The 23,404-nt window shown below is 37.2% G+C and carries 19 protein-coding genes and 1 other annotated feature; of the genes, 12 read left to right on the forward strand and 7 right to left on the reverse strand.

Features of this window, described 5'->3' with window-relative positions:
• Nucleotides 1-9 precede the first annotated feature (9 nt).
• The 8 genes from PF272_RS10025 to PF272_RS10060 are packed head-to-tail and all read left to right on the forward strand — an operon-like array spanning nucleotide 10 to nucleotide 9,174.
• Nucleotides 10-963 (forward strand): hypothetical protein, encoded by a 954-nt coding sequence (locus PF272_RS10025; RefSeq protein WP_271142646.1) that lies wholly within the window; start codon nucleotides 10-12, stop codon nucleotides 961-963.
• Nucleotides 964-999: 36 nt separating this feature from the next.
• Nucleotides 1,000-2,982 carry a vWA domain-containing protein gene (locus PF272_RS10030; RefSeq protein ID WP_271142647.1) on the forward strand — a complete coding sequence of 661 codons (1,983 nt, stop codon included), beginning with the start codon at nucleotides 1,000-1,002 and terminating at the stop codon, nucleotides 2,980-2,982.
• A gap of 19 nt (nucleotides 2,983-3,001) precedes the next feature.
• Nucleotides 3,002-3,763, forward strand: a complete 762-nt coding sequence (locus tag PF272_RS10035) for an ABC transporter ATP-binding protein (protein WP_271142648.1) — start codon at nucleotides 3,002-3,004, stop codon at nucleotides 3,761-3,763.
• Nucleotides 3,720-4,943, forward strand: coding sequence for an ABC transporter permease (locus tag PF272_RS10040; protein WP_333781498.1), 1,224 nt, complete (start codon nucleotides 3,720-3,722; stop codon nucleotides 4,941-4,943). Before PF272_RS10035 ends, PF272_RS10040 begins: the two co-directional genes overlap by 44 nt.
• On the forward strand, nucleotides 4,936-6,477 hold the full coding sequence (locus tag PF272_RS10045) for an SUMF1/EgtB/PvdO family nonheme iron enzyme (RefSeq protein ID WP_271142650.1): 1,542 nt from the start codon (nucleotides 4,936-4,938) through the stop codon (nucleotides 6,475-6,477). The genes PF272_RS10040 and PF272_RS10045 overlap by 8 nt, the downstream gene beginning before the upstream one ends.
• Before the next feature lies 1 nt (nucleotide 6,478).
• Entirely contained in the window at nucleotides 6,479-7,198 is a 720-nt protein-coding gene (locus PF272_RS10050; RefSeq protein ID WP_065237962.1) for a hypothetical protein, read from the forward strand.
• Nucleotides 7,199-7,201: 3 nt separating this feature from the next.
• Nucleotides 7,202-7,684: a hypothetical protein gene (locus tag PF272_RS10055; protein ID WP_271142651.1), complete on the forward strand. Its 483-nt coding sequence runs from the start codon at nucleotides 7,202-7,204 to the stop codon at nucleotides 7,682-7,684.
• Between the two features lie 56 nt (nucleotides 7,685-7,740).
• Nucleotides 7,741-9,174 (forward strand): VWA domain-containing protein, encoded by a 1,434-nt coding sequence (locus PF272_RS10060; RefSeq protein WP_271142652.1) that lies wholly within the window; start codon nucleotides 7,741-7,743, stop codon nucleotides 9,172-9,174.
• Between the two features lie 40 nt (nucleotides 9,175-9,214).
• Here PF272_RS10060 and PF272_RS10065 read toward each other — a convergent pair whose 3' ends face one another.
• From PF272_RS10065 to PF272_RS10090, 6 genes are all read right to left on the reverse strand, one after another.
• Complete coding sequence (locus tag PF272_RS10065) at nucleotides 9,215-10,744, reverse strand: pyridoxal phosphate-dependent decarboxylase family protein (RefSeq protein WP_271142653.1); 1,530 nt, start codon at nucleotides 10,742-10,744, stop codon at nucleotides 9,215-9,217.
• 99 nt (nucleotides 10,745-10,843) lie between these two features.
• Nucleotides 10,844-12,205 (reverse strand): diaminobutyrate--2-oxoglutarate transaminase, encoded by a 1,362-nt coding sequence (locus PF272_RS10070; protein WP_271142654.1) that lies wholly within the window; start codon nucleotides 12,203-12,205, stop codon nucleotides 10,844-10,846.
• Between the two features lie 372 nt (nucleotides 12,206-12,577).
• On the reverse strand, nucleotides 12,578-13,294 hold the full coding sequence (gene deoD, locus PF272_RS10075; protein ID WP_065233780.1) for a purine-nucleoside phosphorylase: 717 nt from the start codon (nucleotides 13,292-13,294) through the stop codon (nucleotides 12,578-12,580).
• A 17-nt stretch (nucleotides 13,295-13,311) separates the two neighbouring features.
• Nucleotides 13,312-14,544 (reverse strand): phosphopentomutase, encoded by a 1,233-nt coding sequence (deoB, locus tag PF272_RS10080; protein WP_271142655.1) that lies wholly within the window; start codon nucleotides 14,542-14,544, stop codon nucleotides 13,312-13,314.
• 28 nt (nucleotides 14,545-14,572) lie between these two features.
• On the reverse strand, nucleotides 14,573-15,352 hold the full coding sequence (gene deoC / locus PF272_RS10085; protein ID WP_271142656.1) for a deoxyribose-phosphate aldolase: 780 nt from the start codon (nucleotides 15,350-15,352) through the stop codon (nucleotides 14,573-14,575).
• Nucleotides 15,353-15,458: 106 nt separating this feature from the next.
• The gene (locus tag PF272_RS10090; RefSeq protein ID WP_065233783.1) at nucleotides 15,459-16,730 is read right to left on the reverse strand and encodes a NupC/NupG family nucleoside CNT transporter; all 1,272 of its coding nucleotides are present in this window, start codon (nucleotides 16,728-16,730) and stop codon (nucleotides 15,459-15,461) included.
• A 398-nt stretch (nucleotides 16,731-17,128) separates the two neighbouring features.
• On the opposite strand from PF272_RS10090, the gene mtr reads away from it, so the two are divergent.
• From mtr to hisD, 4 genes are all read left to right on the forward strand, one after another.
• On the forward strand, nucleotides 17,129-18,385 hold the full coding sequence (gene mtr / locus PF272_RS10095) for a tryptophan permease (RefSeq protein ID WP_271142673.1): 1,257 nt from the start codon (nucleotides 17,129-17,131) through the stop codon (nucleotides 18,383-18,385).
• A gap of 2 nt (nucleotides 18,386-18,387) precedes the next feature.
• Nucleotides 18,388-19,146, forward strand: a complete 759-nt coding sequence (locus PF272_RS10100) for a class I SAM-dependent methyltransferase (RefSeq protein ID WP_271142657.1) — start codon at nucleotides 18,388-18,390, stop codon at nucleotides 19,144-19,146.
• 130 nt (nucleotides 19,147-19,276) lie between these two features.
• Nucleotides 19,277-19,397, forward strand: a sequence feature (His leader region).
• A 34-nt stretch (nucleotides 19,398-19,431) separates the two neighbouring features.
• Nucleotides 19,432-20,331 (forward strand): ATP phosphoribosyltransferase, encoded by a 900-nt coding sequence (gene hisG, locus PF272_RS10105; RefSeq protein ID WP_271142658.1) that lies wholly within the window; start codon nucleotides 19,432-19,434, stop codon nucleotides 20,329-20,331.
• 11 nt (nucleotides 20,332-20,342) lie between these two features.
• Entirely contained in the window at nucleotides 20,343-21,629 is a 1,287-nt protein-coding gene (gene hisD, locus PF272_RS10110; RefSeq protein ID WP_271142659.1) for a histidinol dehydrogenase, read from the forward strand.
• Between the two features lie 62 nt (nucleotides 21,630-21,691).
• Here hisD and PF272_RS10115 read toward each other — a convergent pair whose 3' ends face one another.
• A complete protein-coding gene (locus tag PF272_RS10115) occupies nucleotides 21,692-23,296 on the reverse strand; it encodes an ABC transporter substrate-binding protein (protein WP_271142660.1) in 1,605 nt (534 codons plus the stop codon).
• Nucleotides 23,297-23,404: the final 108 nt, after the last annotated feature.

The raw sequence follows: 23,404 nt of genomic DNA on the forward strand, positions 1-23,404 counted from the left end.
GGAAATATTGTGTTAAGAATTGAATTAAGAGAAGACAGCCCAGGTTTTGCTCAATTAAATGCACGTAAATGGAAAGGCTCAAATAACGTGGAGTTTGCTATCCAACGTAATCAAGATAGCTATTATTTTCTAGGAAATGGCAATTGGGGCCCTGAACCTGTATGGCATAAAGCACCAAATATGAATGTTGTTGGTGATGCATTACAAGGTAAAGTGGGGCCTTGGCTAATTGATTCCTTAGTCAACCAAAGTGGTAATGTTCGTTTCTTATTACAAATAAGAGATGAAAATATAGAAGATAATGGGCCAATCAACTTTATTGGTAACATCCTAGCGTCTTCAGCTGGGGGAGATTCCTCTCGTGCAGAAAATATCAATGAAATTACTGAGACTCCGATAGAACCACTGATTGAACCAATCGAAATTAAAGAAGAACAACCTACTGTTATAGAAGAGCCTATTATTCCTGAGGCGATCACTGAACCCGCACCAACAATTGAAAAGCAACCTGAGAAAAAAAGCAAAATAGGTCTAATCATTGGCTTAATTATCTTATTATTATTGCTTGGTATCGCTGCTTATTTCTTCTTTGCTAACAAAAGTAACCCGACAACAACTGCTGCTCCGACAGCTAATTTAGGTGAATGTAGCGTTAGTAATAATGCTGATGAACTTACGTTTATACAAGCTTGTTTAAAAACTAAACCAGACAGTAAAAAGATCTTAGAAGTTATTACTCAAGCAAAATCGGCCAAAAAATGCGGTATTGCACAACGTCTTTATGCTAATCAAGCTCAAGGAGGTAATGCTGACATTGCGGTTGCTTATGCTAAAGAATATATAGATGGCAGTGAGTGTTTTGCAGTAAATAAAGATAACGCTATTTATTGGTATGAAACCGCTCTTTCTATTGACCCAAATAATGAAGCAGCGAAAAAAGGATTAGCTGAATTAAAAAAATAGAAGCAAAAAACAATCTATTTCCTAAGGAATAAACATATGGCTAAATTGAAACTAACTCCTTTATATACTCTATGCTTATTACCTTTAATGGTATTTGCTAATGAGAAACCTCTATTGCAAGAAGGAAAAACAACATTATATCAACGGGTATTAAGCACCCCAACTTGTGAATTATTGGCCGATAATAAAGCAAAAGCCGGGAAAAAAATTCCAACATTTTCTCGCTATTATGTTTATAAAAGAGAAAAAGTTGCCAATAAGCAATTTGTCTTAGTAGGTCCAGACACATTTGGAAAAACCGTAGGTTGGCTTGATGAAAGTTGTGCCGTACCTTGGAATATACAAATGACACTTGTCTTTACTAACCCTTCAGACAGAGATCGCTTGCTTTTCTTTAAAGATAAAGCCACTTTAGATGAAATTGTTAATGCGGATGATCCAAATAAATTACTCCAACCAATCCGTAAAGATTTAGCTAATAATAAAAATAATCCGGCTGTACTTGCTCAAGAGCCCGCAGAATTTGTTGATTTCCAAAAAAACTTCTACTTGTTACCAATATTACAAGGCGAAGAAGTGATGAATGCAAAAGGATTTTATGAGCGAGTATTAGAAGTTGCTTCGGTCAGTAAAAATGATCAAACGTTAGCTAAATCTACTTCATCTAATCAAGCATCTAGTACCACAAATCAAAATAGTAAAGATCCACAAGAAATTGTCGGTTTCAGCGCTGCTGTTGTCTTTGTTATAGACTCTACAATTTCGATGGATCCTTATATCAATCGTACACGAGAAGCGATTAAACAGGTCTATCAACAAATTGAAAAAGAAAAATTAGGACAACAAGTAAAATTTGGTTTAGTTGCATTCCGCTCCAATACTGATGCAGTAAAAGGTTTAGAATATACTTCAAAGCTTTTTGTTGATCCAAATACAGTAAAAAATGGGCAAGACTTTATGCAAAAAGTTGCTTCTTTAAAACAAGCAACAGTATCCAGCAAAGAATTTAATGAAGATGCTTACGCTGGTATTAATCAAGCTCTTAATGATATTAAATGGAATAATTTCGGTGCCCGTTATATTGTGTTGATTACTGATGCCGGTGCAATTGATGGTAATAATCCAATTTCCACAACAGGTTTAGACGCTAAACAGTTACGTTTAGAAGCACAACATAGAGGTGTTGCTATCTATGCTCTTCACTTAAAAACACCTGCTGGAGCCAAAAACCATCAACAAGCACAAGAACAATATAATGACCTCGCCTTTAATGACTATTTAAATAAAGCGTTGTATTACCCTGTCAATGCTGGGGATGTAAATGAATTTGGTGAAAAAATTAGTAAATTAGCCAAAGCATTAACTGAACAAGTAAAATTAGCTTATCGTGGAGAAATGGCTGCTGGTAGTGCATTAACTGCCTCTAATAGCAAAAATGAACCGAAAGATGAAATTGAGCAAGATGCGATCTTATTAGGCAAAGCTATGCAACTTGCATACTTAGGTGATGTAAAAGGAACTAAAGCGCCTCCTGTATTTAAAGCTTGGATTAGCGATCGCGATTTTGTTAAACCTTCTATCCCAACAGCTGAAGCTCGAATATTGTTAACTAAAGCCCAATTAAGTGATTTAAGTGACATCGTAAAAAAAATCGCGGATGCTGCAAATGAAGGTTTAATCTCACCAGACGATATGTTTGCTCAACTTCGTTCTATTGCAGCCGCTATGGGACAAGATCCTAATAAAATCAAATCTGATAGCTCAACTAAAATTGCAGATCTCGGTTTATTAGGTGAATACTTGGATAATATTCCTTATAAGAGCCAGGTCACCTCTATTGATGAAGACACCTGGAAAGGAATGAGTGCACAAGAACAAGAAAAATTTATCCGAGATTTGCACAGTAAATTACGTCATTATCGCATCTTCAATGAAGACCAAAGTCGTTGGATTTCATTATCTGAAGGTAGTGATCCAAGAGACTTTGTCTATCCTGTTCCATTAGAAGCATTACCATAATAACTTCAAAGGTAAGATCATGCTAATTATTGAGAATATGTCTATCACTCGAGGAACAGAACAACAAAGTTTTACTGTTTCATTACCACAACTACAAGTAACTGAAGGTGAGGTTATTGCTATTCAGGGTATGAGTGGCTGTGGGAAAAGTACATTATTAGAAATGATTGGCTTGATCTTACGACCAGACAGACTTGATCGTTTTGAAATAGAAACGCCCTATCAATCTATCAATATTCGGCAATTAACTCAGCAACACCAACATCAACAATTAGCTCAAATCAGAGCAAAGCAGTTAGGTTTTATGTTACAAAATGGTGGATTATTACCATTTTTAACGATTGCGCAAAATATTGCCTTACCAAATGAGTTATTACATTCAATAATAGATCAACATTGGATATCTTCTTTGTGTGAACAACTGCATATTCAACATTTATTAAACAAATATCCAAAACAATTATCTATTGGCGAGCGACAACGAGTCGCATTTATCCGAGCCATTGCTCATAAACCATCACTTTTATTAGCAGATGAACCTACATCAGCTCTCGATCCCCATCATGCCAATACGCTATTCGATTTAATGCTAAAACTAGCTATTCAACAAAAAATTGCAATCTTATTAGTCACACATGATTGGGAACTTACGAAGTCTCATAATTTACGTATATTCCAAGCTGATTTAATTTCCTCACAGCAAGCTATTTTTAAAGAAAAACAAAGAGATCAAAAAGATGATACCTATATGCTATCTACAGAAAGCTGTTTTGCTGAGTAAACTTGCTTCAAGAGATCTTTTTTATGATCGGAAAGTCTCTTTTTGTATCATTGCTTCATTAATTGCTGTGATCGCACCGCTATTACTCCTTTTTAGTTTGAAATATGGTGTTGTATCACAATTACGAAACCAATTATTGAATGATCCACATAATTTAGAAATTAAAATTGTCGGTAATTTAAACCTTTCACAACAATGGTTTCAATGGATTGAATCTCAACCAGAAGTACAATTTGTCATCCCTTTAACTCGCTCACTAAATACAATTGTTGATTTACGAGGTAAAAACAATCGCTTTATTGCTAATGTAGAAATATTACCAACAAAACAAGGGGATCCCGTTGTACAACACCTATTACCAAATCAACATTCTATTATTTTGAGTGCATTAGCTGCAGAAAAATTGAAAATCAACATAGGCGAACAAATAGAGCTACTCGCAACAAGAACCTACGAAAATAATATTGAAAAGGGAATTCTTTCTTTTACAGTTGTAGATATTATTCCCGAAACTCGTTTTCCTAGGGCTGCAGCCTTTGTTGATTTAAATATACTTCTTGGGATTGAAGATTTTCGTGATGGGCTACAAACTGCCCTCTTCCCTACAATGCAAGGAGATTCTCCTGCCCAAACTAGAACAACCTTTGCCAGAGCAAGAATTTACGCTAAAACTTTAGATGACGTTTTACCATTAGCTCAAAAACTCCGTGAGAAAAACATTGATATCCGTACAGAAGCCAAAGCCATTGAAAATGTTAAAGCTATTGATTCTGTTTTAGAAACCATCTTTACCGTTATTGCCGGAACCTCTATTATTGGTTGTCTTTTATCACTAATTGGTGCTTTTTTAGCTAATATTGATCGTAAAAGAAAAGAAATTGCTATTTTACGATTACTTGGGTTTCAAGCAACAAGCGTTGTCAGTTATTTAATTTTACAAGCTATTATCTTAAGTAGTATTTCATTCATTCTATCTTATCTATTCTTTTTAGTAGGTAGTCAATTATTTAACCAAAAATTAACTAGCCACTTAATGGAAACCCATTTTGTTAGTAGTTTACAGCCAATACATCTACTCATTGCATTCACAATTTCTTTTATTTTAGCTGGTATTGTTGCCGCTATTGGCGCCATCCGTGCACTCAAAATTCAACCTGCGGAGAGTTTAAGAGATGTTTAGATATACTTTTGTTTTCCTTAGTCTATCTTTTTTTGCTACAACAGCACAAAGTGCCTGGGATGAAAAATTTTACAATCCTCAGCCTCTTGCTGATGATGTTATTCTTCCTTTACCTTGTGAAGGAAGTATGGCATTTCGGATCGTTAAAACAAATACCCATAAACCACTAGAAGATACTTCTATTACTCTGGGTGGCAATCGTCAACAAGATGGTTATGCTGAATATGCAACACCTAACTACATTACTGGCGGATTTACAGATAAGCATAATGAACGCTACTTTTTATTAGCAAAATATGAAATTACCGATGCACAATACCAATCTGTGATGACAGAAAAATGTCCTACTCCAAATATGAAAGGGTTATTACCAATTACCAATATTAGTTGGTTTGATGCTATTACTTTTACTCAAAAATATAATGAATGGCTATTAAAAAATGCAAAAGACAAATTACCTGTTACTGATGATGGTACGGCAGGTTTTATCCGTTTACCTACTAATGTTGAATGGGAATTCGCTTCTCGCGGCGGTGTTGCGGTAACACCTTCTGAATTTCGTGAAATTACCTTTCCAATGAAGGGAAATTTAGCTGAATATGCTTGGTTTAATAATGCAAAATCAGCTAATGGCCGTTTACAAGTAATTGGTCGTTTAAAACCTAATCCAATTGGACTATTCGACACATTAGGTAACGCAAGTGAAATGATGTTCGATAGTTTCAAACTCAATAAATTAAATCGCTATCACGGACAAGATGGAGGAATTACTGTCAGAGGCGGAAGTTACTTAAAATCAGAATCTGATGTAAACAATATCTCTCGTTTAGAGATTCCATATTATGATAAAAATGGTGTAAAAAAGGCAAAAGATATCGGCTTCAGAGTAGCCATTGTTGCACCATTATTAACATCAAGTGAACATATAAAACAACTACAAACGGAATGGGAAGCGTTAGGCCAAGACAATCAAAAAAATAATAATCAAGCTGAAGGCGCTGAAATTGTTAATAAGTTAGCAGCACTGGCTAATACCACTGTTGATGAAAAATTAAAAAAAGAACTTAATAATACTAAAGAACAATTAAGAGCAGCTAACTTAGAACGAGATGAACAAAGAGATGCGGCTATACGTTCAGCATTGCAATTAGGCGCATTTTTATGTGCAAATGTTTCTGATTTAGACGGAGAAGTCGAACAAAATCGAAAAATTGCAGAAGCGATGACTTCATTATATCCAAATACAGAAAAAGAAACGGCTGCCAAAGCCCGTTTGACAGAGTCAGAACAAGCACGTGATTTTGTCTTAAAATACTATGCAGATACCATAGTAGGGAGCTCTGCAACCTATAATAAACAAACAATAGAGTCCCAAGTAGAACGTGCTAACACAATTGTAAATAGTAGTGGTAAAGCCAATTTGGTGAAATATGTCGATCTCTACTGGAAACATCTTGCTCAATACTATCAAGATGGAAAAATTACTCGTCAACAATGGTTAGAAAATTGTACTCACATCAAACAGGAGAAATAATATGGTCAAATCAACACCTTCATTATTAAGCGTATTAGCATTATCTACAACTCTGATTCTCACAGGTTGCCAAAATATGGGTAGCACTTCCAGTTCTAGAAGTAGCTTATCTACTGGTGAAGAAGCACAATTTTTTAGTGAATCAGGCCTAGGTGCTTGTGCTTGGGGTGCTGCAGGTGGTGCCGTTCTTGGTGCTGGTGCTGCATTATTGGCAGGTAAAGATGCTGGAACAGCAACAGTTGCTGGTGTAGCTGGTGCTGCAGTTGGTTGTGGCGCGTTAATGGGAACCAACTATTATTTAGAAAAACAAAGAAAAAGTTATGCTAAAACCGAAGATCGCCTGAACTCTTATATTGCGGAAACTCGTAAAAATTCAGAGATGGTTAGACGCGCAACAGCAAAAGCAAAAGGTCAATTAACCCAAAATAATCGACTACTTGCCAATATGAATAAACAATTAAAATCTGGTGCAATTCAAAAAGCAGAAGCACAAAAACAATTAGCACAAATTGACGCTGATATTAATGCAGCAAAAAATAATCTTGCTTCTATGAAAAAGCGGGCACAAACATTACGTGAAGTAGCAAGCAAAGAAAAAGCCAGTGGTATGAAAGTAGGCAAATTTGAAGCTGAAATTGCAAATTTAAATAAACAAATTGCTGCATACGAACGCTTAGTCGATGCATCAACTAAACAACGTTCTGCTATTCGATTGGGGTAACAAATGAAACAAGTAAAAATTATTTCAATATGTGCAATCCTTACTGCTTTAACTGCTTGTTCAGTTTCACCTGAACAATGTGATCCAAGAGTAGAAACCAGTGTTTGGAATAAAATGGCGTGTACAAGTTCTGGAACATATGATCATCGCGTTCAACAAAAAGAACAAGCATTACAAAGTGAGCAAGCAACAAATGCTACACTGAATCAAACATATGCAAATACACAGCAACAAGTCACCGCGTCTCAACGTAAAGTCGTACAAAAAAAGGCTGAGTTAGCTAAGTTAAATAAATCAGTAACTGCTTATACTGCACAATTAAAACAAAAAGCTAAAGGTAAAGAAGATGTATTAGCTGAAATCAAAAAAGTTGAACAAGAACTCAATAATATTAATAGTTCTTCTGCAACCGATGAAGCAAAACAAGCAGAAATTAAAGCACTAAAATATAAATTAGAAGTATTACAAGCCGCTAGTGGTATTTAATATTTCTTAGATAGGTAGCCGCAAGCTACCTATCTTTCTATTTAGAGGATAAAACTATGCAACGTTTGGCCCGATTTACCATTCAACAAGAACATAACAATGCAATTCAACTTTTATCACATTATGATGAGTTGATAGCCATTATTATGCGCCATCTCCCACCAAGTACAGCGACTCTATTTGCGCGGCCAGAAATAAAAGAAGAGGGAAAAATTGTAGAATGGTATAGTGATCTCCAAGGTCAACCTTATCTGCTAAAAGACAGTATTACGGATCAGCAAAAATTATCCTCCGTCCAACCATTAATTGAATCAAGGCTTAATGCGATTAAACAATTAGCTCAAACATTATCTCATCAAGGACACATTACTCCACAACAATCGAATTTATTAACACAACTTGTTGATGGTGCAAGCCACGACACAAAACAAATCTATATCATTAATAATGATCCTGTGATTGTTGGATGGGGTGTAGGGAAAAAACCTGCTACACCTCCACCAGTTCCTCCTGTAACTTCCCCCGTTTCTCATCGTTGGTGTTGGTGGTTATTACCACTTTTATTGCTTCTTTTAGGCCTATTATTATGGTGGTATTTTTTCCTGCGTTCACCAGAAAAACTCCCTGAGCCAGTAAAAGCAGAGCCTGTTATCGAACAACCAAAAGAAAAAACAGAGCCTAAACCGACTCAGACTGAAACACTCCCCGCAGAAGAGGAAAAAGTCATTCCACCAAAAGAAAACCTCGTTTCTCCTGAGGCAGAACCTATTAAAGAAGATAAAACTGTCACAATACCTACAAAGAAATGTACTATCTCAACTAAACCTGGGGAAACTCCACAGATGGCCATTATCTTTGATAACTCTAGTTCAATGTTATTTACTCTCTTAGAAAGCAAACAAACCATTGATCAATTTCAACAGTTTTGGATGCATTATCTTCCAACGCAAGAACAAGTGAATTATATGCGGCGTTCACCAAACCGTTTAGAGGTTGCTAAAAAATCTTCTGCTAACATTATCAACAATATAGCAAAAAGTGTTGATATTGGTTTAATAGAATTAAGAGGCTGCCCAGCTGCAACTAATCATGGTTTTTATCACCCTAATCAACGAAAACAGCTTCGAGCAAAGATAAATTCAATGTATCCTGAACCAGATAATTCAAATTTTGGCGGTACCCCTCTTTATAATGGATTACAAAAAGCAGCTAATATGCTCGATGGGCGTAATCGAGATGGATTTATTCTTTTATTAAGTGATGGTCAAGATTCCTGTGACTCACCTAATATTTGTATCTTAGCTAAAGAGATCGCAAGAAAACAACCAAAACTCAAAATTAATGTTGTTGATATTGGTGGAGCAGAAGCAGCGAATTGTGTTGCTACCGCAACAGGTGGTAAAATTTTTACTGCAAATAACCAGAAACAATTAGTAAAAATGATTAATCAAGCTGTCAAACCATTAACGGAAGAAGAAGTTTGTCAATAAAATATAATGCCCGATAACATCGGGCATTATATTTTCAACACTAAAGTGCAATTGGTGGCACATAATCTCCGGCAACAATCGCTGATTTGATGCGTTCTGCTTCATTTACCACTTGCTCTAATAATGCTTTAACATTTTCAATAGTCGCAATTGGACTTAATGTGGTCATTTTTAACGCTTGTACCCCATTCACTTTAGTAACGCCAATATTCGCTTCGCCACGAGCAAATAACTCATCTGCCACATTTTGATTCAATGCGTCAATAAATTCTGCTGGATACTCTGCAGGGCAAATACGGAATAATACCGAAGCAAACTGCGGTTCAACTAACATCTCTAACATCGGTTGTGCGTTAATATAATCACTTACTTCTCTTGCCAGATAGATCCCATGATCAATCATTGACGCATAAAGATCTTCTCCTAACGCTTCCATCGTGAACCATAATTTTAGTGCATCAAAACGGCGTGTCGTTTGTAACGATTTTGCTACTAAATTTGGTACACCATATTCTTCATCATACTCAGAGTTAAGATAATCAGCTTTATAATCAATAAAACGGAAATTTCGTTCATCTTTTAATAAAAATGCACCACACGAAATAGTTTGGAAAAAATGCTTATGAAAATCGAGCGTAATGGAGTCTGCTTGTTCTAATCCGTTTAACCAATCACGGAAATTGTGTGACAAGATTAATGCGCCGCCCCAAGCAGCATCAATATGCAGCCAAGAGTCATATCGCTTTACAATTTCACTAATAGCAGCAATATCATCAATAGCACCAGCATCTGTTGTTCCAGCAGTTGCGACAACACATCCAATAAATTTCCCTTGTGCTGTTAATTCCGCTAACGTGGCTTCTAACGCTGCAATATCCATTTGGGCATTTTGATTGGTTGGTACAGTCACCACCGACTGAAATCCCATTCCCATCATTGCCATATTTTTTTGCACTGAGAAATGGGCATTTTCAGAACAGATAATTTTGACCTTTTGTAACGCTTCTGCTGGCAAACCCTGTTGTTGCACAGACCATTCCGAACCATCTTCCTGCCGCCAATGTTTTGCCACACAAGCATCTCGAGCTAACAACACTCCCATTAAATTTGACTGTGTGCCACCCGATGTAAACACGCCAGCCGTCCCTTTGCCATAGCCTACTTTTTGTCTTAACCAGTCAATTAGCTGCTCTTCCATAATCGATCCTGCTGGGCTTTGATCCCAAGAATCCATTGATTGGTTAGTCGCATTAATAAACACTTCCGCAATTTGGCTGGTCACCATAGTTGGGCAATGTAAATGTGCTAATGAATGAGGATGATGAACTTTTAAACTTGGGTGAAGAAAAATCTCGGTGAGATGTTGCAAGGTTTTTTCAATTCCCGCTCCCTCTTTAGTCGGCTTAAATTGAATGGTCGGGCGAATTTGGCGAATACTTCCCCCTGTATACATTTTATCATTCTGCATCCATTCACAAACTGCGGTAACCGCTTGTTGCATTGCAGTTTGGTAATCATTGATCGATTGAGGATCGCGGCAAAATAATGCTCGTTTATGTTGATTTAACATAACTAAATTCCTACATAAATTGATTGATCGCTATTGACAAAAAGTACGAGAACTTGCTCGTACTTTTATCGACCATAAGCAAAGTAATTAATAATTACTCTACCCTTGCTGTAACGCATCCACTAAAGCTTGAGTAAAGCGTTTGATCATCTCTTCACATTCAGCTTGTGTAATGATAATTGGACAAAGAACACGAACAACATTCCCATTTCGTCCGCCACGCTCAAGTAATAATCCATTATTAAAGCACGCTTTTTGAATTGCTGCGGCTAAATCCGGATTACCTGGATACGCACCTGTACGATCTGGTTGTTTGGTCGGATCAACAATTTCAATTCCCATCATCAAACCACGTCCACGAATATGCCCAATGCAAGGATATTCTTTCGCTAAGGTTTGTAATGCAGATTTTAAATATTCGCCACGTTCTTTTGCATTTTGCGCTAGATTTTGTTCACGCATAATTTTTAATGAAGCATAGCCTGTCGCCATCGCTAATTGGTTACCGCGGAATGTTCCTGTGTGTCCAGCTGGTTTCCACACATCAAACTCTTTACGAATAGCCAATACCGCTAATGGTAAACTACCACCTACAGCTTTAGACATAACAACAATATCAGGCTCAATACCTGCGTGTTCAAAAGCAAACATTTCACCAGAACGGCAGAAGCCTGCTTGTACTTCATCTAAAATCAGTAAGATGCCATGTTTTTGGGTAACTTCTCTTACTTTTTGTAAGAATTTCACTGGCGCTGGCACAACACCACCCTCGCCTTGAATTGCTTCTAGAATAACGGCAGCAGGTTTTACTACTCCGCTTTCCACGTCTTCAATGAAATTCTCAAAATAAGCGGTAACTGCTTCGGCACCAGCCTCACCACCGATACCAAACGGACAATGGTATTCATGTGGGTATGGCATAAACTGCACGCCAGCCATTAAATTTTGTACAGCATTTTTTGCACTTAAATTGCCTGTTAGCGAAAGAGAACCATGAGTCATACCATGGAATCCACCTGAAAAAGCAATCACATTACCACGACCAGTATAAGTTTTTGCTAATTTAATCGCCGCTTCATTAGCATCTGCACCAGATGGACCACAAAATTGTAAACAATACTTATCCTTAGGGAAGAAAGATAATAATTCTTCGGTGAAAGCATCTTTTAATGGTGTGGTTAAATCTAAAGTATGTAACGGCAGATCACTTGCCACAGTATCTAAAATAGCCTGTTTAATTGCCGGATGGTTATGCCCTAACGCTAACGTTCCTGCACCTGCTAAGAAATCAAGATATTCTTTGCCCTCAACATCTGTTACCCAACAGCCAGAAGCTTTTGCAATCGCTAAAGGTAATTTACGTGGATAACTTCTTACATTTGATTCCATCTTATCTTGACGATCTAAATAATAAGAGTTGGTAGCATTATGAATTGATTTTATAGGGGTGATAATTGTCATTTTAAAATAAACCTTCTAATAGAGGTGAAAAAAATAAGTCGGGTGCCTTGCGGGAAGCCTAAGCTTTCTGTTTCCTACAAACAGATGCCATGGGGCATTTGACTCGCTACTTATTAAAAAAAGCGTTTCAGCTTTTTTAATTCCCTTTATGGGGAATAAAGAGAATGTTCCTTTATGCAAACAAGTTGAAAAAGGACGGGCTATAGTACCTATTTTTATTAGAAAGGGAAGCTTTTTATCTGAATTTGGGTGAATAAAGATAATTACGCCGATTAATTGATTAATTAGTAAACAAGTTTTGTTTTTTGTGTTTATTCGGTGAGCAAAAATAGCGAGTAATACTACTCGCTATCTAAACTTAACAAATATAAATCATTTATCGCCAATTAATACAGATTCCAATGCAATCTCAATCATATCATTGAAAGTTAATTGACGTTCTTCTGATGTAGTTTGTTCACCAGTACGAATATGATCTGAAACAGTACAGATGGCTAATGCTTTCGCACCATATTCTGCTGCTACTGCATAAATACCTGCCGCTTCCATTTCTACACCTAAAATGCCATATTTTTCCATTACATCAAACATTTCGACATCTGGTGTATAGAAAAGATCTGCTGAGAAAAGATTTCCCACGTGTACTTTAGCATTTTTTTGTTTTGCTGCTTGTACAGCTGCTTGTGCCATATCAAAGTCTGCAATCGCAGCAAAATCATTATCTTTGAAACGGATACGGTTTACTTTAGAATCAGTACACGCACCTAAACCAATGATAACATCACGCACTTTCACATCATTACGCACTGCACCACAAGAACCAACACGAATAATTTTTTTAACACCATATTCAGTGATCAATTCTTTTGCATAAATTGAACAAGATGGAATACCCATCCCGTGCCCCATTACTGAAACTTTTCGACCTTTGTATGTGCCAGTATAACCAAGCATATTGCGTACATTAGTTACTTCAACCGCACCTTCTAAGAAAGTTTCTGCAATATATTTTGCACGTAATGGATCGCCCGGCATTAAAACAACATCTGCAAAAGCACCATCAACGGCATTAATGTGTGGAGTCGCCATAAATTATCCTCTCTTTATTATTTGTTATGAAAATCAATGATTGTTGAACCATAATCCATTGGGCTTAATTCAAAGTAATTTGCGATGGTTTGCCCAATATCCGCAAATGTTTCACGTCTGCCAAAAGATTGTTTTGGTACATTTGCCCCATAGAGTAATACTGGAATGTGTTCACGAGTATGATCTGTACCTGTCCAAGTTGGATCACAGCCATGATCTGCGGTAATCACCAACAAATCGTCACCTGTTACTAACTTCAATAACTCTGGTAAACGTTGATCAAAATACTCTAATGCTGCTGCATAACCTGCAACATTACGGCGATGACCGAAATCTGAGTCAAAGTTCACAAAGTTAGTAAATACAATGGTTTTATCGCCTGCCGCACGAACTTCTTCTAAAGTACGATCAAATAGCTCTTCTAAACCTGTTGCTTTAATCTTACGCGTAATACCTGTATGCGCATAAATATCAGCAATTTTACCGATTGACACAACTTCCCCATGCTTTTCATCAACTAATTTTTGTAACACAGTTGCTGATGGTGGCTCAACCGCATAATCGTGGCGATTTCCCGTACGTTGGAAATTTCCTGCTTTATCACCAATAAATGGACGCGCAATAACCCGACCAATGTTGTAGCCTTCTAATTCTTCACGGACTAAATGGCAAAGCTCATATAATCTTTCCAAGCCGAAAGTTTCTTCATGACAAGCAATCTGGAACACAGAATCTGCCGAAGTATAGAAAATTGGTTTACCTGTTTTCATATGCTCTTCACCAAGTTGATCTAAGATCACTGTACCTGATGAATGGCAATTACCCAAATAACCTGGAATCCCTGATTTTTCTACAATACGATCAAGTAATTCTTGTGGGAAAGAATTTTCGTGTTCAGGGAAATACCCCCAATCGAACAACACAGGTACACCCGCAATTTCCCAGTGACCAGATGGTGTATCTTTACCAGAGGAAATTTCTTTTGCATGAGCATATCCGCCAATGAGTTCTGCATTTTCATCTAAACCAGCTGGGAATATGCCACTAGACTCTTTAGCTGCTAAACCTAAACCAAGTTTTGTTAAGTTAGGGATATTTAATGCACCTTCTCTGCCTTCATTTGCTAAACCTGCTGCACAACGTTCAGCAATATGTCCCAATGTATTTGAACCAGCATCGCCAAATTTATCAGCATCAGCAGATGCACCAATACCGAAAGAATCTAGCATCATAATAAATACACGTTTCATAGAATCCTCTCTTAAACGATTATCTTAATTAATAGTTTGTTTTCGCAGATGCAGTTTCTACACCTAATGTGGATAATAGATTATTTAATAAACCTGAAGCACCGAAACGGAAATGACGTGGTGTTAACCATTGTTCACCAAAAAGATCCGCTGCGAGTTGTAAATATTGTTGAGCCTCTTCAGCAGTACGTACACCACCTGCCGCCTTAAAACCAACACGATCTTGGACACCTAAATCACGAATAGTTTCCAACATAATTTTGGCTGCCGACAATGTTGCATTGACTTTCACTTTGCCCGTAGAGGTTTTAATAAAGTCTGCGCCTGCTTGAATCGCAATTTCTGACGCTTTACGAATTAACTCTGCTGATTGTAACTCACCAGTTTCAATAATCACTTTTAATAATTTATCGCCACAAGCACGTTTACAAGTTGCGACTAATTCTGCACCAATTTTTTCATCCCCCGCCATTAATGCTCGATACGGGAACACAACATCAACTTCATCAGCACCAGCTTGAATTGCCATTTCTGTTTCACGGCGAGCTAATTCAATATCTGCTGCCCCTGCTGGAAAATTGGTTACAGTAGCAACTGCAACTTGTGTACAACCTTGTTGCTGCAACGCTTGTTTTGCTGTTTGAATAAATTGTGGGTAAATACAGACTGCTGCGGTTTGCCCTACTGGATTGCTCTCTTTATGGCAAAGCTCAGTCACAATCTCATCAGTATCATTGTCATTTAAAGTGGTGAGATCCATTAAAGATAAAGCTAACTTTGCTGCTTGTATAAGATTAAGTTCTGACATAATTATTCCTTCCTATAAGAAAAGCAAACGTTTTCTATCCCCTAATAATAGAACACCACGACAGTTGTCGTGGTGTTTTTTGCGTGTAGAGATTATATCACAATGGTTAGCCCATTAATACCGGCCCAACCAATCCGATAAATAATCCAGCAATCGCTGCACTCATTAAATTAGATAATGAACCGGCAATAACCGCTTTAATCCCTAAGCGAGCAATATCTTTACGGCGATTTGGTGCCATTGTGCCTAAACCACCAATTAAGATTGCGATTGAACTAAAGTTTGCAAAACCACAAAGAGCAAAGGTAATAATTGCTTTTGTTTTTTCTGCTAATACCATTGGTGAATCTGGACCAAGATATTTAACGAAATCAACATAAGCCACAAATTCGTTTAATACTAATTTTTGTCCAATCATTGAACCCGCCACTTCAGCTTCATTCCATGGCACACCAATAACATACGCTAATGGACGGAAAATCCAACCTAAGATAGTTTGTAGGTTAAGTTCACCATAACCAAACCAACCACCAACACCACCAATAATACCGTTTAATAATGCAATTAATGCGATAAAGGCTAATAACATTGCCCCCACATTCATTGCTAATTGCATACCTGATGATGCACCCATTGCAGCAGCATCTAATACGTTAGACGGTTTATCTTCTTCACTATCCGATTTTAAATCATCACTAAATTTTTCAGTTTGTGGAATCAAAATCTTCGCAAATAATAGCCCACCTGGCGCTGCCATAAATGATGCAGCGATTAAGTAAGGAAGTGGTACCCCCATTTGTGCGTAACCAATCATAACTGACCCCGCAACAGAGGCTAAACCACCACACATAATCGCAAAGAGTTCTGATTCTGTCATGGTAGAAATATATGGACGAACAATTAATGGTGCTTCAGTTTGACCAACGAAGATGTTCGCTGCGGCTGACATGGATTCTGTTTTTGAAGTGCCAAGTACTTTTTGTAAGAAACCACCAATTAAGCGAATCACCCATTGCATGATCCCTAAGTAATAAAGTACTGAAATTAAAGAAGCAAAGAAGACAATTGCAGGTAATACGCGTAAGGCAAAAATAAAGCCTCCACCACCAAACAATTCAAACATCTTGTCACTGACTAAACCACCGAACAAGAAGTTAATCCCTTCGTTACCATAAGCAATCACTTTATTAACTGCCTCAGCAGCACCAAGTAATGCTTTACGACCTAATTCTGAATAAAGTACTAATGCTCCAATTCCTACTTGAATGACAAAAGCACCACCTACGGTTCTTAAATTAATCGCTTTGCGATTTGTTGATAATAAAAAGGCAATTGCTAATAACACAACAATGCCGATAATACTCATAAGTAAGTCCATAATTACCCCTGATTGGAAAAATGGCTGTTGATGAATGATGAGATAACTCATTTATCCCGTAAATGGGCCAAATAAAGCGTCCTTAGGATAAACGTGCCAACTATACCTGTTTTTCAAAAAAATGTCTGAGAAATTTGTAAAAATGAGAACGTAATCGATTACTTAATGACATTTTTTCACTTTATTAGCTCATTTTGGCAAAAAATGACAAGCTAAATTAGCAGTAAATGACAAATTATTTTCTCTAAAAAAATCCAAAAACAATTTAAGGGTTTTGAATGTTTGATGTTGCTGCAATAAATTGTGTTTTTAATTTAGTTTAGAAAATTTCGCTTCGTCAGTATTTACTTTTAATAATGTACTACTATAATAGTGCAAAATTTTCATTTTGGAGAAATATTATGAGTCAGAAACGCCCTTCTTTACTTGGTGGAGCCATGATTATTGCCGGTACTGCCATTGGTGCTGGTATGTTTGCCAATCCGACCGCAACCGCTGGATTATGGTTTGTTGGTTCCATTTTGGCACTAATCTATACCTGGTTTTGTATGACGACATCTGGCTTAATGATTCTTGAAGCAAACCTACACTATCCAACAGGTGCAAGTTTTAGCACAATCGTGAAAGATTTATTAGGTAATACTGCCAATGTGATCAACAGTCTTTCCTTGGCATTTGTACTCTATATCCTCACTTATGCTTATATTACATCTGGCGGTGGAATTACTGAAAATCTCCTCAATCAGGTCTTAACCACAGATAGTCATGCCGTTGAGTTAGGTAGAAGTTACGGCTCCTTAATCTTCTGTTTAGTATTAGCTGCTTTCGTTTGGTTTTCGACAAAAGCCGTTGATCGCTTTACTACGGTATTAATTGCAGGAATGGTAATCGCTTTTTTCCTTTCGACAACAGGTTTACTCACTTCCGTAAAAACAGAGGTACTCTTTAATACCATTGCTCAAGGCGAACAAAGTTATCTTCCTTATTTACTCGCCGCTCTGCCTGTTTGTTTAGTCTCGTTTGGCTTCCACGGCAATGTACCTAGTTTAGTAAAATATTACAATCGTGATGGTAAACGTGTCGAAAAATCAATTATTTTAGGCACTTTAATTGCGCTAGCCATTTATATCTTATGGCAGTTAGCCATTCAGGGAAATTTGCCACGCAGTGAATTTGCCCCAGTTATTGCTAAAGATGGTGATATTGCGGCTTTATTGGGTGCATTAAGTAAATATATTCAAACCGAATATATGGCAGTGATTTTGAATTTCTTTGCTTATATGGCAATTGCAAGTTCATTCTTAGGGGTAACATTAGGTTTATTTGACTATATTGCTGATCTTTGTAAATTTGATGACAGCATTATGGGAAGAACAAAAACAACCTTAATTACTTTCTTACCACCACTCTTACTTAGCCTACAATTTCCATTCGGTTTTGTAATTGCAATTGGTTATGCTGGTTTAGCGGCGACTATCTGGGCAGCCATTGTACCTGCCTTATTAGCCAAAGCTTGTCGTAAGCGTTTCCCTGAGCAAAGCTATACAGTTTTTGGTGGTAACTTTATGATTTATTTCATCATCTTATTTGGTGTATTAAATATTGTTGCTCAATTAGCTGCACGTTATGGTTTTCTCCCCGTATTTACAGGTTAATTATGCAAAAAAGCGTTTATGATCAAGAGGAATTTTTCCAGCTCTATCAAAAATTAAGAACTAATCCAATCAGTTTGAATGAAATTGTCGAAAAGCCAACAATGTTCCGTCTTGTTGGCAATCTACAACATAAACGTGTTTTGGATTTAGGTTGTGGTACAGGTGTCCATCTTCAATATTATTTACAACAAGGTGCAAGCTATGCAGTAGGTATTGATCTCTCCGAAAAAATGATTGCACAAGCGGAGAAAAACCTACAACAAATAGGATTTAATCGGCAACATTATCAATGCTATACCCTAGCAATGGAACAATTAGCCCAGTGTCCTGACAATCAGTTTGATCTTGTAACCAGTTCTTTTGCTTTTCACTATATTGAAGACTTTCCTGCATTATTGACACAAATCGCAGCAAAATTAACTAATAATGGACAACTTATTTTTTCTCAGGAGCATCCGATTGTAACTTGTTATCAAGGTGGTGAACGTTGGGAGAAAGATCAGAATAAACAACAAATTGCGTATCGTCTAAACTATTATCGAGATGAAGGATTACGCCAACGAAATTGGTTTCAGCAACCATTTAAAACTTATCATCGTAAATTGGCAACCATTATTAATGCTTTGATCCAAGCTGGTTTTGCAATTCAGCAAATTGAAGAACCTATGTTGGCAGATCAACCAGAATGGCATAATGAATTTAAAGATTTACAACATCGACCTGTATTATTATTTATCAAAGCACAAAAAATAGCCAAATAAAGGGGATTAAGAAAAGACATAAAAATCATCAAGAAAAATACTTGCATAAATCTAAAAAATCGCATAGTTTAAACAGCGTTGCTTTTTAGTTAGGAATTAAAAGTTTTATGTTATTTGTTCGTATCTCTCATCATCATCACCATTCAACTGAATAATCTTTCAGGCGTTTGGTGCTGCTTGGAAGATAAAAAACTTCCGAGAGTACGAAAACTCAGTTATACCCTTCGGAAGTCCTCCGAAGGGTTTTTTATTTTTAAGCATTTACAGAAAAGAAGGAAATACACAATGTCAGACAAAACTCGTTTACGTATTGCAATGCAAAAATCTGGTCGTCTTAGTAAAGATTCCCAAGAACTCCTTAAACAATGCGGTGTAAAAATTAATTTAAATGAACAACGTTTAATTGCCTACGCAGAAAATCTTCCCATTGATATCTTACGTGTTCGGGATGACGATATTCCCGGTTTAGTATTTGATGGTGTCGTTGATCTCGGGATCATTGGGGAAAACGTATTAGAAGAAGAAGAGCTTAGACGCAAAGCCAGCGGAGAAGAAGCAAACTATAAAATGCTGACTCGTTTAGATTTTGGTGGTTGCCGTTTATCCATTGCAGTTCCACAAGATGCCGAATATACCGGTCCAGAGTCATTAAATAATATGCGTATTGCTACCTCTTACCCGCAATTATTAAAACGTTTTATGAGCGAGCGTGGCTTAAAATTTAAAAGCTGTCTATTAAATGGATCGGTTGAGGTTGCACCTCGTGCTGGCTTAGCCGATGCGATCTGTGATCTGGTTTCTACTGGAGCAACATTAGAAGCTAATGGATTGCGTGAAGTTGATGTCATTTATCGTTCAAAATCTTGCCTTATCCAACAAAATAATCCTCTAGATCCAGCAAAACAACAATTAATTGATAAATTACTCACACGTATTCAAGGGGTAATGCAAGCAAGAGAATCTAAATACATTATGTTACACGCACCAAAAAGCAAACTAAAAGAAGTCATTGCATTATTACCAGGAGTTGAAGATCCAACCATTCTACCGTTAGCAAATGAAGATGCGCGTGTCGCATTACATATGGTTAGCCAAGAAAATCTGTTCTGGGAAACAATGGAACAATTAAAAGCGATCGGTGCAAGCTCAATTCTTGTCTTACCAATTGAAAAAATGATGAACTAAAGGAATCTCATATGAAAACGCTTATTTGGAATGATCTCGATCAACAACAACGTCAACAAGCAATGCAACGCCCTGCTATTGGCAGCTCAAAAACAATCCAAGCTGCGGTTGATGAAATTCGTGAATTAGTCCTAACAAAAGGTGATCAAGCATTGTTTGAACTTAACCAACGCTTTGATAAAGTCGAATTGACCGCATTAAAAGTTTCGCCTGAACAAATTGCTGCCGCTAGTGCTAGAATTCCAGCTGAATTAAAACAAGCTATTCAAACTGCACAACAAAATATTGCCAGATTCCATCAAGCTCAAAAGCCACAACCAGTAGATATTGAAACGCAACCAGGTGTACGTTGCCAAGTATTAACTCGTCCAATTAATAAAGTAGGGCTATATATTCCTGGTGGTTCTGCACCATTATTTTCAACTGTGTTAATGCTCGCAACGCCAGCAAAAATTGCAGGTTGCCAACAAATTATCCTTTGTTCTCCACCACCTATTGCGGATGAAATTTTATATGCCGCTTCACTTTGTGGTGTAGAAACCATCTATCAAGTAGGTGGGGCACAAGCTGTAATGGCAATGGCATTTGGTACAGAGTCTATTGCTAAAGTGGATAAAATTTTTGGTCCCGGTAATGCTTTTGTTACCGAAGCAAAACGTCAAGTTAGCCAAGATCCAAATGGTGCTGCGATTGATATGCAAGCTGGTCCATCTGAAGTACTGGTAATTGCAGATCAATTTGCTAATCCACAATTTGTTGCCGCAGACTTACTTTCTCAAGCTGAACACGGTGCAGATTCTCAAGTTATTTTGGTTACGCCAAGCAAACAACTCGCTCAAGCAACAGAAGCAGCTATTGCACAACAATTAACTCAATTACCTCGTGCCGAAACTGCTGAAAAAGCACTTTCTCATAGTCGTATTATCATTGCTGAAGATTTACAACAATGTGTAGAAATTAGTAATGATTATGCACCTGAACACTTAATTGTGCAGGTTCAGCAAGCACGCGAATTATTACCTTATTTAGATAATGCTGGTTCTATTTTCTTAGGCGCTTATTCACCAGAAAGTATGGGCGATTATGCTTCTGGGACAAACCACGTCTTACCAACCTATGGATACAGCCGCACCAGTTCTAGCCTTGGTTTAGCTGACTTTAGTAAACGTATGACAGTACAAGAACTTACTCCGCAAGGATTTTCTGATCTTGCTCGTACAGTTGAATTAATGGCTGAAGCTGAACAATTACAAGCCCATAAAAATGCAGTTACTTTGCGTTGTCAGTCGTTAAAGTAATTGGTAACTCTATAAGACAAGAAGCGGGCAAACTGCCCGCTTCTCCATACTAAATCCCATAATTACTCTACAACATCCACACCATAGAACGCATTATACCCAAATGGACTTTGTGCATAATTACGTACACGTGGACTTAACGGTGTATAACTTACTGAGTGAGCCACTGGAATCCAAGGTACGGCTTTATGGAAGATCTCTTGTGCTTGTTCATATAACGGTGTACGCACTTTCTTATCAGATGTCACAATCGCCTTAGCTAATAAAGCATCAAAATCCTTGTTACACCAACGTGAATAGTTACTTCCGTTATGTGCATTTTCACAACTTAATAATGGTGATAAGAAGTTATCTGGATCCCCATTATCCCCAGACCAGCCATAAATTCCTGCAGTAAATTCTCCTGCACGAGTACGCTTAATATAATCACCCCATTCATAGCTGACTAATTTCGCTCTAACGCCAATTTTCGCCCAGTCATTTTGTAAAATTTCTGCTGTACGACGTGGATTTGGGTTAGAAGCACGTACCACAGGTTGTACCCAAAGTTCTGTTTCAAAGCCATTTGGATAACCAGCTTCCGCTAATAATTTTTTCGCTTTTTCTAAATCAAATGGATAATCTTGAATACTATCGTTATAGCTCCAAATTGTTGGCGGTAGTGGATTCTTCGCTGCAATACCTGCACCTTGATAAACAGATTCAATAATTGCGGCTTTATCAGCAGCATAATTTAATGCTTGACGCACTTTTTCATTATCAAATGGTGCTTTTTCTGTATTAAAGGCAATATAAGCAACGTTTAATCCTGGTTGCGAAACTAATTGTACTTTCGGATCTTTCTTCATTTTGCCTAAATCTGCAGCATTAGGAAAATCGATCATATCGCATTGACCTTTTTGTAATTTCGCATAACGTGCAGTTGCATCTGGCGTAATACTAAAAATGAGTGTATCAATCGGTGTTTTACCTTGCCAATAATCTGGGTTAGCTTTATAGCGTAATGCTTGATCTAATTTCGCCCCTGCGAATACAAATGGACCCGTTCCAATTGGATCGGTATCAATTTTTTCTGGTGTACCTTTACTCATCATTTGATCTGCGTATTCAGCAGAATAAATAGAGAGGAAATCCATTCCTAAGGTTGGCAAGAATGTTGCATCTTGACGCGTTAGGGTAATTTCTACTGTGTAATCATCTAATTTCTTCACTGATTTCAATAATTGCGGGAATTTCATCGCATTAAAATATGGATAAGTTCCTTTAGAAACATTGTGATAAGGATGATTAGGATCTAACTGACGCATAAATGAGAACACAACATCATCTGCATTAAAATCACGTGTTGGTTTAAACAGCTTACTTGAATGGAATTTTACTCCTTTACGCAAATGTAAGGTATAAGTTAAACCATCTGCTGAAATATCCCAACTTTCCGCTAAGCCCGGTTCGATTTCAGTTGAACCACGTTTAAAGTTAATTAAACGGTCATACACTTGCTGTGAGCTGGCATTATAAGAAATTCCATCCATTACCAATGCTGGACTAATACCTTGCGGATAACGACTAGTACAGTTAATAAATGTTTTTTCTGCTTGTGCAAAACTTGCTGTACTTAACAACGCTGTAGCAGCTGCACTTAATGCAAAGACTTGTTTAAACTTCATTTTGGTTACTCCCCGTAGTCATTAATGATGCGTCCCCACCGGAACACGCACTTATTATTGCGACATAGCTTAGCCAGTTAATTTTAAAAATGAAATAACTAGAAGTAG

This window comes from Gallibacterium faecale (genome assembly GCF_027920745.1).
Taxonomy (GTDB): Bacteria; Pseudomonadota; Gammaproteobacteria; order Enterobacterales; family Pasteurellaceae; genus Gallibacterium; species Gallibacterium faecale.

Excerpts from the sequence above, each read along its gene's own strand:
- PF272_RS10030 (WP_271142647.1), top strand. The coding sequence starts at position 1,000 with ATGGCTAAATTGAAACTAACTCCTTTATATACTCTATGCTTATTACCT.
- PF272_RS10035 (WP_271142648.1), top strand. The coding sequence starts at position 3,002 with ATGCTAATTATTGAGAATATGTCTATCACTCGAGGAACAGAACAACAA.
- PF272_RS10040 (WP_333781498.1), top strand. The coding sequence starts at position 3,720 with ATGATACCTATATGCTATCTACAGAAAGCTGTTTTGCTGAGTAAACTT.
- PF272_RS10045 (WP_271142650.1), top strand. The coding sequence starts at position 4,936 with ATGTTTAGATATACTTTTGTTTTCCTTAGTCTATCTTTTTTTGCTACA.
- PF272_RS10050 (WP_065237962.1), top strand. The coding sequence starts at position 6,479 with ATGGTCAAATCAACACCTTCATTATTAAGCGTATTAGCATTATCTACA.
- PF272_RS10055 (WP_271142651.1), top strand. The coding sequence starts at position 7,202 with ATGAAACAAGTAAAAATTATTTCAATATGTGCAATCCTTACTGCTTTA.
- PF272_RS10060 (WP_271142652.1), top strand. The coding sequence starts at position 7,741 with ATGCAACGTTTGGCCCGATTTACCATTCAACAAGAACATAACAATGCA.
- PF272_RS10065 (WP_271142653.1), bottom strand. The coding sequence starts at position 10,744 with ATGTTAAATCAACATAAACGAGCATTATTTTGCCGCGATCCTCAATCG.
- PF272_RS10070 (WP_271142654.1), bottom strand. The coding sequence starts at position 12,205 with ATGACAATTATCACCCCTATAAAATCAATTCATAATGCTACCAACTCT.
- deoD (WP_065233780.1), bottom strand. The coding sequence starts at position 13,294 with ATGGCGACTCCACACATTAATGCCGTTGATGGTGCTTTTGCAGATGTT.
- deoB (WP_271142655.1), bottom strand. The coding sequence starts at position 14,544 with ATGAAACGTGTATTTATTATGATGCTAGATTCTTTCGGTATTGGTGCA.
- deoC (WP_271142656.1), bottom strand. The coding sequence starts at position 15,352 with ATGTCAGAACTTAATCTTATACAAGCAGCAAAGTTAGCTTTATCTTTA.
- PF272_RS10090 (WP_065233783.1), bottom strand. The coding sequence starts at position 16,730 with ATGGACTTACTTATGAGTATTATCGGCATTGTTGTGTTATTAGCAATT.
- PF272_RS10100 (WP_271142657.1), top strand. The coding sequence starts at position 18,388 with ATGCAAAAAAGCGTTTATGATCAAGAGGAATTTTTCCAGCTCTATCAA.
- hisG (WP_271142658.1), top strand. The coding sequence starts at position 19,432 with ATGTCAGACAAAACTCGTTTACGTATTGCAATGCAAAAATCTGGTCGT.
- hisD (WP_271142659.1), top strand. The coding sequence starts at position 20,343 with ATGAAAACGCTTATTTGGAATGATCTCGATCAACAACAACGTCAACAA.
- PF272_RS10115 (WP_271142660.1), bottom strand. The coding sequence starts at position 23,296 with ATGAAGTTTAAACAAGTCTTTGCATTAAGTGCAGCTGCTACAGCGTTG.